The 13,544-nt window shown below is 44.0% G+C and carries 14 protein-coding genes; 1 reads left to right on the top strand and 13 read right to left on the bottom strand.

Annotated features, from left to right (window positions below):
- Positions 1-144 precede the first annotated feature (144 nt).
- Positions 145-1,251 carry a sirohydrochlorin chelatase gene (locus tag MORIYA_RS18250; RefSeq protein ID WP_112717505.1) on the top strand — a complete coding sequence of 369 codons (1,107 nt, stop codon included), beginning with the start codon at positions 145-147 and terminating at the stop codon, positions 1,249-1,251.
- A 124-nt stretch (positions 1,252-1,375) separates the two neighbouring features.
- Here the strand turns inward: MORIYA_RS18250 and cobM are convergent, their stop codons facing one another.
- From cobM to MORIYA_RS18185, 13 genes are all read right to left on the bottom strand, one after another.
- Positions 1,376-2,137: a precorrin-4 C(11)-methyltransferase gene (gene cobM / locus MORIYA_RS18245; protein WP_112717503.1), complete on the bottom strand. Its 762-nt coding sequence runs from the start codon at positions 2,135-2,137 to the stop codon at positions 1,376-1,378.
- Positions 2,134-2,910 (bottom strand): precorrin-3B C(17)-methyltransferase, encoded by a 777-nt coding sequence (cobJ, locus tag MORIYA_RS18240; protein ID WP_112717501.1) that lies wholly within the window; start codon positions 2,908-2,910, stop codon positions 2,134-2,136. The genes cobM and cobJ overlap by 4 nt, the downstream gene beginning before the upstream one ends.
- Before the next feature lie 30 nt (positions 2,911-2,940).
- The gene (locus tag MORIYA_RS18235) at positions 2,941-3,705 is read right to left on the bottom strand and encodes a cobalamin biosynthesis protein (protein WP_112717499.1); all 765 of its coding nucleotides are present in this window, start codon (positions 3,703-3,705) and stop codon (positions 2,941-2,943) included.
- Positions 3,706-3,708: 3 nt separating this feature from the next.
- The gene (cobI, locus tag MORIYA_RS18230; RefSeq protein WP_112717497.1) at positions 3,709-4,434 is read right to left on the bottom strand and encodes a precorrin-2 C(20)-methyltransferase; all 726 of its coding nucleotides are present in this window, start codon (positions 4,432-4,434) and stop codon (positions 3,709-3,711) included.
- Positions 4,424-5,770, bottom strand: a complete 1,347-nt coding sequence (cbiE, locus tag MORIYA_RS18225) for a precorrin-6y C5,15-methyltransferase (decarboxylating) subunit CbiE (RefSeq protein ID WP_112717495.1) — start codon at positions 5,768-5,770, stop codon at positions 4,424-4,426. The genes cobI and cbiE overlap by 11 nt, the downstream gene beginning before the upstream one ends.
- Complete coding sequence (locus MORIYA_RS18220) at positions 5,771-6,412, bottom strand: precorrin-8X methylmutase (RefSeq protein ID WP_112717493.1); 642 nt, start codon at positions 6,410-6,412, stop codon at positions 5,771-5,773.
- A gap of 54 nt (positions 6,413-6,466) precedes the next feature.
- Entirely contained in the window at positions 6,467-7,249 is a 783-nt protein-coding gene (locus MORIYA_RS18215; RefSeq protein WP_112717491.1) for a precorrin-6A/cobalt-precorrin-6A reductase, read from the bottom strand.
- Positions 7,250-7,255: 6 nt separating this feature from the next.
- Positions 7,256-8,353, bottom strand: coding sequence for a cobalt-precorrin-5B (C(1))-methyltransferase (locus MORIYA_RS18210; RefSeq protein WP_112717489.1), 1,098 nt, complete (start codon positions 8,351-8,353; stop codon positions 7,256-7,258).
- 4 nt (positions 8,354-8,357) lie between these two features.
- Positions 8,358-9,044 (bottom strand): urease accessory protein, encoded by a 687-nt coding sequence (locus tag MORIYA_RS18205; RefSeq protein ID WP_112717487.1) that lies wholly within the window; start codon positions 9,042-9,044, stop codon positions 8,358-8,360.
- Between the two features lie 4 nt (positions 9,045-9,048).
- Positions 9,049-10,365, bottom strand: coding sequence for a cobyrinate a,c-diamide synthase (locus MORIYA_RS18200; protein ID WP_112717485.1), 1,317 nt, complete (start codon positions 10,363-10,365; stop codon positions 9,049-9,051).
- Positions 10,366-10,427: 62 nt separating this feature from the next.
- A complete protein-coding gene (locus MORIYA_RS18195) occupies positions 10,428-12,182 on the bottom strand; it encodes an ATP-binding protein (protein WP_112717483.1) in 1,755 nt (584 codons plus the stop codon).
- Between the two features lie 46 nt (positions 12,183-12,228).
- Positions 12,229-12,960, bottom strand: coding sequence for a CbtA family protein (locus MORIYA_RS18190; RefSeq protein WP_112717481.1), 732 nt, complete (start codon positions 12,958-12,960; stop codon positions 12,229-12,231).
- A 71-nt stretch (positions 12,961-13,031) separates the two neighbouring features.
- Positions 13,032-13,229: a CbtB domain-containing protein gene (locus tag MORIYA_RS18185; protein ID WP_112717479.1), complete on the bottom strand. Its 198-nt coding sequence runs from the start codon at positions 13,227-13,229 to the stop codon at positions 13,032-13,034.
- Positions 13,230-13,544 lie beyond the last annotated feature (315 nt).

The following is a 13,544-nucleotide window of genomic DNA, read 5'->3' as shown; positions in this document are numbered from 1 at the left end:
TGATGAGCGAAAAGTGCTGAAATTATAATTTGAGTCCTGGGTTATTACAATGTTTGTTTATTATTATAAGTTGGAGGCAAACGCTATAAAGCATTATCAGTGTTTAACTATTTTGTCGTATACTGGCGCGCAGAGGTATTAATCATGACAACAATTGCAACATTGCCTGAAACTTCAGGTGTTCTTATTTGTGGGCACGGCAGCCGTGCGAAGATCGCAGAAGAAGAGTTTTCTTTATTAGCAAAGGGACTAAAAGAACGTCATCCAGAATTGAAAGTTGAATATGGCTTTCTGGAATATTCTGCGCCGAATTTGCATACCGCGTTAGATCGTTTAGTGGCCCAAGGTGTCACTAAGATCCATGCAGTACCAGGCATGCTATTTGCGGCAACCCATGCTAAAAATGACATTCCATCGGTATTAACGACGTATCAAGCCAAGCACCCTAATCTGACTATCGAATACGGTAAAGAACTAGGCTTACATGATGAAATGATCATGGCGTTTCAACAGCGTATTCTCAATGCACTTGGTCACGACACGATCCCAGCTGCGGGTGAACTTTACGACACCATGTTGGTTGTGGTTGGTCGTGGTACATCGGTTGTTGATGCTAATGCCGATGCAGCTAAACTGACTCGTATCGCTTGTGAAAACCTGGGTTTTGGTTGGTCAGAAACAGTTTATTCTGGTGTTACTTTCCCGTCTGTAGGCCGTGGTTTAGAAATGGCACTAAAACTGGGCTTCAAAAAGATCGTGGTGGCACCTTATTTCTTATTCGGTGGCAAGCTAATCGACCGTATCTACAATTATGTTGATAAAGTGGCCAATGAAAACCCTGATGTTACGTTTTTCAAAGCTGATTACCTGCGCGCGCAAGACCATGTGATCAATACTTTTGAACTACGTATCAATGAAACTATTGCCGAACCAGCGCCAAGTATTACCCTAATGGCCGATTTCCAAGCGCGCCTAGCACGTGGCGAAGTAGATGTTCATCACCATCATGCCGAATTTAAAGCTGAAGGTGAGCACAGTCATGAACACAGTAATAGTCATGAACACAATAATAGTCATTCACATGACCACAGCCACTCTCATCGTCACGGCCATCATCATGCACCTTACAAGCATATTGCTCATCCACATGGTCCACGTACCATGGTGAATGACAATATCTGCGGATACTTCATGAGCCAATTACCAGAACAGATCATTGCCGAAGAAAAAGCGGCGGGTGATAAAAACTAATACCAGCGATGCCATTACATTGCTGAATGCCACGTTTTTTTGTTTCTCATTTTAATTAAAAAAACAAAAAAGCCAATTAAGAGCTACTCAATTGGCTTAGTTACGGCAATAAAAAACAGCGTTATTATTTCACTGGTGGGCGATAAATATGTGGCTGGTCTTTGTCATATAAATACGAATCATCAAACTTCTGCGTACCTAATACATGGCCGACCAGAATAAGGGCAGTTAAAGTAAATTTCTTCGCTCTGACCTTTTCAACAATATCTTTTAACGTACCAATCACTTTGTCCTGGTCTGGCCATGAGGTACGGTAGCAAACGGCCACAGGGCAATCTTCGCCATAAAACGGAATAAGTTCATCGACAATTTTAGCAATCTTAGTCACGCCTAAATGGATCGCGAGTGTCGCACCACTGGCTGCCAATGCGGGTAAACGCTCACGTTCTGGAAACGGAGTTTTGCCTTCATAACGGGTAAAAATAATAGTTTGTGATACCCCAGATAATGTTAACTCTTTACGTAACCACGCCGCTGAGGCCGCCGTTGCAGTCACCCCTGGGATCACTTGATAATCGATATCCAATTGCTCTAAACGGCGGATCTGTTCGCCAATCGCGCCGTATAAAGAAGGATCACCAGAATGCACGCGAGCAACGTCTTTGCCTGCTGCATCCGCCACTCGGATATGTTCAATGATCTCATCCAGGGCTATTGGTGCGGTATCGATAATCTGCTCCGCAGTCTCTTCCACATCCGCAAATAATGCCCGAGGCACCAATGATCCTGCATATAAAATTACCGGACAGTTATTAATTAATTTCTGCCCTTTGACCGTGATCAACTCGGGATCACCCGGTCCTGCACCGATGAAATAAACTGTCATAATTTTTTATTATATCCTCGCGGTGTATAAATCCATTCTTTTTGGCCGTTGATGATATGACGAGACTGACTATTGCCAACCGTCACCATTGTGAACATATCAACATCATCAGAATGTAGTTTGTCTAATGTGGTCATGGTAATACTTTCATCTTCACGGGTAAGTTGACGGCCTAATAATACTGGCGTATTGGCAGGACGGTATTGCAGTAAAATATCTCGCGCGGTATTAATCTGCCAATCACGTTTTTTCGATCTGGGGTTATAAAACGACACCACAAAATCCCCGGTACCACAGCTATGGATACGTTTCTCAATGGTTTCCCAAGGTGTTAATAAATCCGATAACGAGATAGTACAAAAATCATGACCGAGCATAGCGCCAACCCGACTGGCGCCTGCTTGCATTGCCGAAATACCAGGTACCACTTCAATATCCACATCTAACCACTCAGGGTGATCTTCTAGGCCTTGCAGCTGGCGATCTAATAATTCAAATACCAAGGTAGCCATCGCATAAATACCGATATCACCACTTGATACTAACGCCGTATCTTTGCCACTGGCGGTTAAACTCAATGCTAAACGAGCACGATCAATTTCTTGCCCGAGTGGTAAATCATGATGGGTTTTACCATCACAAACATCACCTAATAAATCCAGATACAAGCCATAAGCCACTAAATCTGTGCTGGCTTGAATAGCGGCTATCGCCTTTGGTGCAATCAAGTCTTTATCACCTGGTCCGGTACCAATTAAAAATAATTTACTCATTTCATCACCTTTGTAACTACGCTATTTTGCTTAATTTTTTGGATATGCTCTGGCTATTGCGCAGGTAGCTACCGCTGATTTTTGCTTGGTTAAAACTAATTCACCTTGTTGTTGGGTGATCTGTTGTACATCAAATAAGGCGGCCGATTCTGCGACCCCATATACCCCAACAACACTGTATACATAATCTGACTTGGTACTTAATAAGGCTTCCATTTCGCATAACTGGTATTTATCCCAAGTAACAAAAGGTTTATCAATCTGTTTTGCTAATGCAATTAAACCGAGTTCATCGGCTTTAATATCAATGCTATTAATATGACTAATTTGCGCGAGAGTTAAATTAGCTTGCGCTAAACAAGCCATTAATAATTCATATAATTTATCCACCGGACAATGTCGCTCACAGCCCATGCCGACACTGTATACCGGTGACAGGTAAGGATTAGCGGTGGTCATCACTAATTGCGCCTCAATCAAACTGGCAATATTATCAGCCCAGTCATTAGCGCCACCTTCATGACCGGATAATAACGGGATCACAAACTGACCCGCTTCATCTAATACCAAGACCGCTGGATCAGTATTTTTATGCCCTAATACGGGCGCTAATGTCCGCACCGCAATACCCGTCGCACAGATCAAGATAAGCCGTTCTCCGGCTTGAAATGCCTGCTGCACCTGTGCCGTGAACGGCTTGGGTTTAAACCAGATGTCGCTTTGCTCAGGCAGTAGTTGCTGGATTTGTTTCGCTAGTTTTTCGCCCGCTTCCGTTAACGCCACAATACGGATCATGGTTTACCTCGTTGTTGCGTTATGACGAACCACAAACAACGAAAAATACGGCCCGGCTTCATGCGCCAGCTTAGTCACGTCTTTCTCGATAATCTGTTGTTCACGGCTGATATATTCTAAATAGCTGGCATCTTGGGTGCGCCCTGTTGCCGCTAATGCAGCTAAAATACGCGGACGAGATTGACCCGCTTTCATGATCACCACACTGTTGTGTTCGCTTAAGGTTTGGCGTAAGAATTCATCACTATGCCGACCACTCACCACAGCAAAAGAATCTGTTAATGCCGTCAGAGGGCTTACTAATGCTGATGCCGCAGCATTAATAGATGTAATTCCCGGCACCACTTCACAGACAAACTGATCTTGTAAGCGTTCTAACAAATAACTGAATGAACCGAAGAATAACGGATCACCTTCACAGATAAAAACCACATCCTTGCCTTGCTCTAATTGTTGTTGAACGCGAGTGGCGCCATCATCATAAGCTTGGTTAGCTAAGGTACGGTCTTTACTCATTGGCATCACAATGCCGATCTCAATGGCAGGTGACTTTCTGGCGGCAATCGCGTCACTGGCGATTATTTTGGCCTGCGAGACATTATCGTCATTGGTTAAATAACAGATCACGTCCACTTGCTGTAGCAAACGAAAGGCTTTTAACGTCATCAGCTCAGGATCACCCGGACCAACGCCAACACCAATTAATTTACCTAGCTGGTTATACTTCATTATCAACTTCTTCATATTTGGTAAACTTAAATAAGGTCACTGGGAGATTCGGTTTATACATTAACTGACCTGCTAATTTAGTGCCCTTGCTAATCGCTACTTGCAAGGTTTCCGTTTGTTGTTCGGACAACGACTGGGCAAAATGCTGTAATTGGTACTTGGTGGTTTCCGTTACCGCACTGGCAACTAATACCCCACCAGCAGGTAATTGTTGCCAACTTAGGGCTAATACCGACGCTAACTCACCATCGCTGCCACCAATAAATATTTTATTCGCTACTGGTAATGTCGCTAGTTCAGCTGGCGCGCGGCCTGTAATAATGGTTAAGTTAGCCACAACACCAAAGCGCTGTTGATTTGCTACCAGACAGCTTAATCGCTCGGGATGATGCTCTATGGCATATACTTTTGCGTCCTGCTGCCAATAAGCCAACTCAACCGCAACACCACCACAACCCGCACCAATATCCCAAATTACATCGCCTTTGCTCGGTTGCATGAGGGATAAGATCTGCAAACGTACTTCACGTTTGGTGATCATGCCCTTGCCCGCTTCGCGATCGGTAACAAAACAATGATCTTCAATACCCGGAAAGTTTGGCAATATGCCGCCAGTACCAAGTGGTTCAATCACAGATACATGTAATGGGTCAAAGCTTAATGCTGATGCTGCCATTAATTGCGTAACAGTAAATGCACGAATACGCTGCTGGGCATAACCCAATAATTCACACACCCAAATAATCGATTGTGCAAATCCGGCGTTAATACATTCTTGGGCTAAATGCTGAGGCTGACTGTGTTTATCTGTCAATATCACTAAGGTTTGTTTGGTTTTAAGACAGGTACGAATTTTGGCCAGCGGTCGACCATGCAAACTTAATACTTCAACATCTTGCAGTGCCAAACCTAATGCATGACAAGCCGCTTGCATACTCGAAATACCGGCATGAAACTGTAAATTATCTTTGCCAAATTTAGTCAGCAACCAACGACCAATACCATAATGTAACGGATCGCCTGACGCTAATATCACCACCCGCTGTTGCTGATGCGCAGCTAATAACACAAGTAACTGAGATAATGCCGGTAACAGCGTTTGTTTAGGTTGAGGCTTAGGTTCTGCCTGATGTTCAACATTGCTAATCAACAATTGACTAATAACGGCTAGCTGACGATCAGAACCAATTATCACCTCAGCTTGCTGTATGGCTTGCTGCGCAGCGGGGGTTAACAATGCGTGTTCTGCAACACCCAAACCAATCACATCAATGCAGACTCGGCTATCTGTCTTATTAATGGTCTTATGAATTGCCTTATCGCTATCTTGCATCATTTAATACCATTCGCCATTTACACAACGTAACAAGGCATTTAAGGTCGCAGAAGTCACTGCACTACCACCCTGGCGACCAAGCAAGGTGATACATTCAATCCCCAATTTCTCATGGGCATCCCACAATGCTTGTTTTGATTCTGCGGCCCCAACAAAACCCACCGGCATACCAATAATCAAGGCTGGTTTTGGTGCGCCGTTGGCTATCATTTCTAATAACCGAAACAATGCGGTTGGCGCATTACCAATGAGAACGATGCTGTTGGCCAGATCTTGTTGCCAAAATTCTAACGCCGCCATGGTACGGGTTTCACCTCTTTGTTTAGCGAGAGGAGGCACGCGCGGATCGTTAAGATAACAAAGTGGCGGTTGCGAGATCATGCGTTTGGTAATACCGTGGCGCACCATTTCTACATCACATAGAATAGGCGCTTGTGCATTGATAGCGTCGATACCACTTGCGCAAGCATTACGGCTAAAATGAACTTGCTCACTCACCTCAGGCATACCAATACTGTGCACAATACGCATCACTACTTGTTGCTGTTCTTTGCTAAAATGGTCTAATGCGGTTAATTGGCGTATTTGGCGAAAGCTTTCTTGCTCAATTTGCTGTGGTCGAATTTCGTAATTATAATCCATATAATGCGGCTACTATTCTTGTTAATTAGTTAAACCAATTAATCTGTTAAAGGGTTAATAAGTTACAAATTGCTGACAGACAAACGCATGACACTCATCTCGATTGCTAAACTCAACATCCGCTGGCGGTAAGCTTGGCCGTGTTTGCATGAATACCGGTATTCCCAATATCCGTGCTGCCGTTAACTTCGCGATAGTCGAGTCGCCGCCACTGTTTTTGGTGATCAGCGCATTGATACCATAATGTTCAAACAAGGTGATCTCATCATCAACCGCAAATGGCCCGATGGCTTTTAACCATTGCATTGCAGGTAATAATGCTGTTTTGGGTTTAACCGCCGTACGCACTAATTGCGGTAATGATACCAATGAGGAATCCGCGATTAAACTGAGTAATTGCGGCTCTAATTGGCCGACAGTGAAGAAAGGACAGAGCTGGCTAACGTGTGCTAACTCAAGTGAAGATTGTGCTTCTAACAAGGTTAATAATTGTGACCAGCGAGTGAATGTTTGCCAATTATCATCGCGTCCTTGCTGCCATTGCAGGCGATGAAAACGCCAATAAGGTAAACCACAATCTTTGGCAACTTGCGCTGCGGTGCTACTCATCTGTTGCGCATAAGGGTGTGTGACATCTAAAATTGCCGTAATGTTTTGCGCATTAATATACTGTGCTAAGCCGCCAAACTGGCTAAAACCACCACTGACAATGTCACAATCGACATTCGGTGCACGTACCAGTCCTGCGACGCTATAAATCAGTGGAATATGGCTGGCATGTAATTGGGTTGCCAGTTTTCGGCCATCGGCAGTACCACCCAGTAATAATAATTTCATTCTGACTTAGTTATGATCAGCAAAGCCAATCAAATCTCCCTGTCGGTTAATAACCCATATTTCTAATTCAGTGTGTGCAGGTATTTTACTGCTCACCTGTGTAAATGCAGCCTGACACACAGCGGTTGCCAAATCAATTTTATGCGCATAACAATGGTTTAACGCCTCGATCGAGGTATTTGAATTTACCATCATGGTCATTAACTCAAAGCTTGCACCTTGCTGCTGGGCAAGCTCCGCTAAAAAAGGTAAATCAATAGCAGAAACCTTACTGTGCAGATTCCATTTACCCATGGCTAATTTACTTATTTTACCAAAACCACCACAAATACTCAGTTTACGCACAGGTACTTTTTTGATGTGTTTTATTACCGCCCCAACAAAGTCGCCCATCTCAATTAACGCGATATCGGGCAGTTGATAATAGTCTTTAATTGCATCTTCACTGCGATTGCCTGTGGAGGCGGCAATGTGGGTATAACCATTCGTCGTGGCGACATCCAGACCTTGAAAAATAGAGGCGATATACGCAGAACAAGAAAAGGGGCGAACAATCCCTGATACGCCTAAAATAGATAAACCACCAACGATACCCAAGCGGCCATTCATGGTTTTCAATGCAATCTGTTCACCGTTTTCAACACCGACCGCGACTGCAAAGCCACCTTGATAATCGTGCTCTGCGGCCATGTATTGCAAGTGTTCAGTCATCATTTGGCGCGGCACCGGATTAATTGCCGGTTCACCCACTGCCAGAGCAAGTCCTTCACGAGTAACAATACCAACACCTTGCGCAGCTTTAAACACAATGCCCGATTGCGGCGTTAGCGTTAGCTCTACAAATATTGTCGCACCATGCGTCACGTCGGGATCATCACCCGCATCTTTGGTCACATCAGCACGCGTGCTCAGAGGTGACAAAAAATGGTATTGAATAATACTCAAGTCAACAACCTTACCTTTGGGTAACGTCACGTTGACTGTATCCGTTGTCGTCTTACTGAGTAAATGATGGGCAGCAGCAACACAGCAAGCTGTTGCACAACAACCTGTTGTTAAACCAGTTCTTAGTTTTTTACTGGTTTCATCACTCTCTGGCCACATAAAATCAAACCGCCTGATACAACCAGAAACAGCCTAACAAGGTTGAAGCTAACGCAATCACGCGACGGCTCCAATAAAATAGCATATCATAGCGCTGTTTTAATAAACCTTGCAGTGAGCCAAGGCCCAAGCCAAACGCCATCATAGATAACATCACGCCAATCGAAAACATCAACAAATAGCCAATCACTACCGATAACTCGGTTTGTCCGATAGCAGGGATCAACGCCAGTGCCGGAGCACTCCCAGCTAGGCCATGTAAAACACCAACCATTACCGGTAAATGACCGTCTTTGGTCGCGGTTTTCTCTACATCTTTACCATGTTCATCATGGTGCCAATGACTGTGTTCGACATCGCCATGACGATGCTTAGTTATCACTAATTTTTGTTGTCTAAACTGCCAAAATGAATACAGACCTAACCCGATAAGTAGTACGCCAACACTCATCTCGGCAACATGAATTAATGCTTCAGGCAGTGCAATACCAAGACCAAATAACAACAAGCCACTGATGACCAACACACTGCCATGACCAATCGCCCAGTTAGCACTGAACAATACTGTTCGGCGTAGGCTTGGTTTCTGATTACTCAGACTGGAAACCGCCATCACATGATCCGCATCCAGTGCATGCATCATACCCAGGGTAAAACCCAATAAAATAATCGGTAACTGTTCCATTAACATAAGTCTATAATTCCTTAAAAAGTGCTGCGATAGCCTGTGGATTGGATGGAAAAAATAAATGTAAGTAACTGGCGGTGATATTGCCGACGCGATAAATAGCTTCACCCGGTGCCGGATGTTTAGGACGACGGCCGATAGCAATCGGCTCAGGTGTATCAAAACTTAATGATCGGTGATGAGAGTGACCACGAATATCGCCTTCCGGTAACGGTGCTGTTTGCATGCCTTGACAGCCACCACGCTCACGCATTTGACCTTTACCTTGCAGTAATCCCAACATGGTGAATGAGTTATCTTGCAAGTCAGCCAACGACTCAAGGCAATACAAAAATCCTCCACATTCCGCCAAAATAGCGTTATCGGTTTGCGCAAAGTCACGAATCGATTGCAACATAGATAAGTTACTTGTCAATTTATCGACATGCAGTTCTGGATAACCGCCCGGTAACCACAACGCATCCGCTTTTGGCATCACGTCATCATACATAGGTGAGAAAAATACATAACTCGCGCCCAGATCCGTTAACAAGCGTAAATTAGCATCATAGATAAAACTAAACGCTGTATCTTTAGCGATCGCAATGGTCTTTCCAGCCAGTTCTGGTGCTATTGGTAATAATTTTTCCTTCGCAACCGGATGAAACTCAACCGGTTTTACTACGTCAAGAATATACTTTAAGTCCGATGCTTCAATCCACTCGATACCCGCCGCTAATTTTTGTTTTAATTCGGCTTGGATCTCTTCCGCTTGCACCAAGCCAAGATGCCGCTCGGGTAACGTGATAGCATCAGAGCGTTTTAATGTGCCCAGTAACGGTAAACTTGCAGGCAGGGCATCACGGATCAATTGCGCATGGCGTTCACTGCCACAATTATTGGCAATCAGTCCGGTAACATCAAAATCATCGCGGAAATTAGCTAAACCCACTGCGATTGCGGCAGCAGTTTGTGCCATGCCTTTTACATCCATCACAATCGCAATCGGAATACCAAAATGCGCAGCAAGATCGGCACTTGATGGATCACCATCAAAAATCCCCATCGCCCCTTCGATTAAAATAATATCGGCCACCAGCGCCGCTTCATACATTTTTTGCTGGCAATACTCAGGGCCGCCCATCCATAAATCTAACGGTTCAACAGGTTGCCCAGATGCCTGCCGTAGTATTTGTGGATCGAGATAATCAGGACCCACCTTAAATACGCGAACCAGTTTGCCTTGCTTGGTCAACATGGAGGCCAATGCGGCAGTGATCGTGGTTTTACCTTGGCTAGACGAAGGTGCCGCTAATATTAGTGCAGGACAAAGAACTCTGGTCATTGATTACAACTCTTACAACAAATGGTTATGTTAAGATATACAGCTATTTATTTAAGCTAAATTTAAGTCGGTAGTACTACATATTCACAATCGAGCTGCTGGGCAATTTCAACTCCACGGCCACGTTTAATGGCACTGTCTTCAGTATCTATCAATACGGTATGACCCGTTAATTTAAGATCATCAACGTCTTGGCTAATACGCCCATCAGTCAGTACATAATTGCGAAACGCTAACCCGCCTTGTTGTTTCTGGCTGTTAGCTTGATAGGCACGTACTTGCGTTAACATTTCTCTGATTGGAGTGCCGCCACCAGCAGTTATACCATCAAGCAGATGCTGAATATATTTTGGGGCTTTTTGTTTTGGCATAACCGCTTCGATCGCATCGTTACCAAACCCAAAAATACACAACAACTCACGTTGTTTATAAGCCTGTTCTGCAATATGCATAATGGCCGCTTTAGCACGCGATAATTGCAGCTTTTTTAATGTTGACCCCGAGGTATCCAATAAAATAATATGTAATATTGGCTGGCCGGTTTTGGCTTTTTTAAAACGTAAACCCGCTGGCGGCCAACATCCTAATGACGCAACCAAAGTAGCAAACCAATCGGGAGAAGCGGTGGTGTTCTGGCTAGTTTTTTGCCCGCCTAACACCGCACCGTTATTATTTTTTGATACTAAGACAAGTTTATCGGTTAGTTTTTTTTTAGCGTCTTGTTGTTTAATCGGTAGCTCTACAGCCAAAATATTGGTCATCGGCTGAGAAACCGCAGGCATACAGCCCCATTCACTACTATCGCTTTGCTGCTGCGTATTCGAACCAGCTTGTTCTGCTGAAGTCGAGGGCGGCGAAAATTTTGACGCTTGTGGGTATGTCGACTCAGGCCGAGAAAATGGTGATGTTGATGATGCCGGCTGGTGTTGATTATGTTCTGCTGGCGGTGGCGATTGTGATGAACCCGCATTACGGCGATGGTTTAATACCAATTCTTCAACCGCGAGGATATCCGCTTTCGTCACTTCAGCATGACCTTGCCAAGCAGCATGGGCAAGCGCGGTTTTAAACCAAACAATATCAGCACGTAAACCGTCAACATTAGCATCATGGCAACGTTGGGCAATAAACTGACGTAATGCCAGCGGACAACTCACTTGCCCAAGTAAGGCCTGCGCGTTGGTTATGTCTTGTTGTAACTGCTGCTGTTGGTCTGCGTATGTCGCTATAAACGCGTTAGGGTCTTGATCGAACGCTTCACGTAAGCAGACTATTTCAACCCGCTCGTTAATACTGTATTGTGCTGATAACTCAACTGATAAACCGAATCGGTCTAATAGCTGGGCACGTAGTTCCCCTTCTTCAGGGTTCATTGTGCCTAATAATATAAAGCGGGAGTCGTGTTGATGGCTGATCCCATCACGCTCAATATAATTAATACCACTGGCCGACACATCTAATAATAGATCCACCAGCGAATCAGCTAATAAATTAACTTCATCAACATACACAATACCCTGATGAGCCTTGGCCAGAATACCCGGTTTGAAATTAACTTTTTGCTCGCTCAATACCAATTGTAAATCCAGCGACCCCACTAGCATCTCTTCTGTCGCAGAGAGCGGTAAGGTCACAAAGTTTTGTAATTCATTCGGTAATATGTCTGCAAAACCGCGGGCTAACGTCGATTTAGCTGTGCCGCGTGGGCCATTCACCAATACCCCGCCAATACCAGGATTAATCGCCGCCAGGATCAGTGCTGTCTTAAACAGTGACTGACCCGATACGGCCGTAAATGGAAAGTTAACTCGGGACATCAGCAATATTTAACCTTTATCTTTATTATTTATTATTTATTATTTATTATAATCTAGCGTGCAACGAACTTTTCAGCATCCACGCACAAGACATCCCGAGGGCTATCCAGAAAATAAAATTACTGACCGTCGTCGCCACAATAAACTGCTGATGTAATTCAGTCAGCGCCATGACAACATTGGCATCAGGATTAGAAAACAGTGGTCCATCAAAGTGCGGAGCACCCACAACGAAGGGCAATGCCAAACTAAGTAAACCGAATAATTTGAATTTAACTGGGGCGAATACAAACGTAACTAAACTAATCGCTGCGCCGCAAACGGCCAACAACCACCAGGCTTGACGATGCTCAAGTAAATCAGCAGAAGAACCCGGTACCTCTGGAGGTAAACCGACACCAGGCACCACAAAAAAGATAAAGTACCCCGCTAATCCCCAGAGTATACCTTGCAACTTAGTCAGTTTAACCAAACCACGTGACTCAAACTGACTCATGGCAACTAACAACATACAGGCAAAACCAATGGCAGCTAATACATTTGCCAACACAGTATAACCAACACGCTCAACCCCATCTTCGGGTCCCCACGCTTCATCCCTGTGATGTGACTCGGCCCCTGACATATTTGGCATTATTTGTACCGACTCACCAGCCACTTCATATACTTCGGCATCTAACAGGATCGGAGTAACGCCAATGACTTGAATTGCACTCAATAATATGCCAGTAAGCATACCGACCATCACGGCACTAAACATAATACGACGAAAAAACATCAAACACGCTCCAATAAATTCATCACTAAATAATCAATAACAACCTTCAATAGCAACACTCAAAAATTAAATTAATGACAAGGAAATGAAATTGAATGACGCGTATCGTGCGCAGCGTTATGTACTATTTGCATCGGAGCAAAGCCAACAGCAAAAATGATTAACGCACCAAATGCAAATATAGCAGCATGCTGTAATGATTCAGAGCGGGTTAAAGGCGTTGTTTGAGTAGCATTTATTGCTTTATTTGTCGTCACTGATGTTGGCATAAAAAACCCTAGGCACGTCATTGTGCTGATGATGAATAAAGATCTAATGTAGATAATGTTTAAAAAGGGCTAAAAAGTACTTTACTACCATGAGTAACCTGATCGTAAATACAACACTTATATCATCCTTGTTAGCGGCAAAATAATACTATTATAGTCGCTAACAAGCAAGCCAGTCGCCACGCTGACTAACGATATAAACTCATCCACTATCAACAAGATAATTAACTTTTAAAGCATTAAACACCAATTGGAAAGTAAAATTCAAATTTAAAAACTTAAATTCAAATACCATCCAATTCAAAACTCCAAACC

This window comes from Moritella yayanosii (assembly GCF_900465055.1).
In the GTDB taxonomy this organism is placed as follows: Bacteria; Pseudomonadota; Gammaproteobacteria; order Enterobacterales; family Moritellaceae; genus Moritella; species Moritella yayanosii.
The sequence above is the reverse complement of the archived record's forward strand: the minus strand, read 5'-3'. Positions and strand labels throughout refer to the sequence as shown.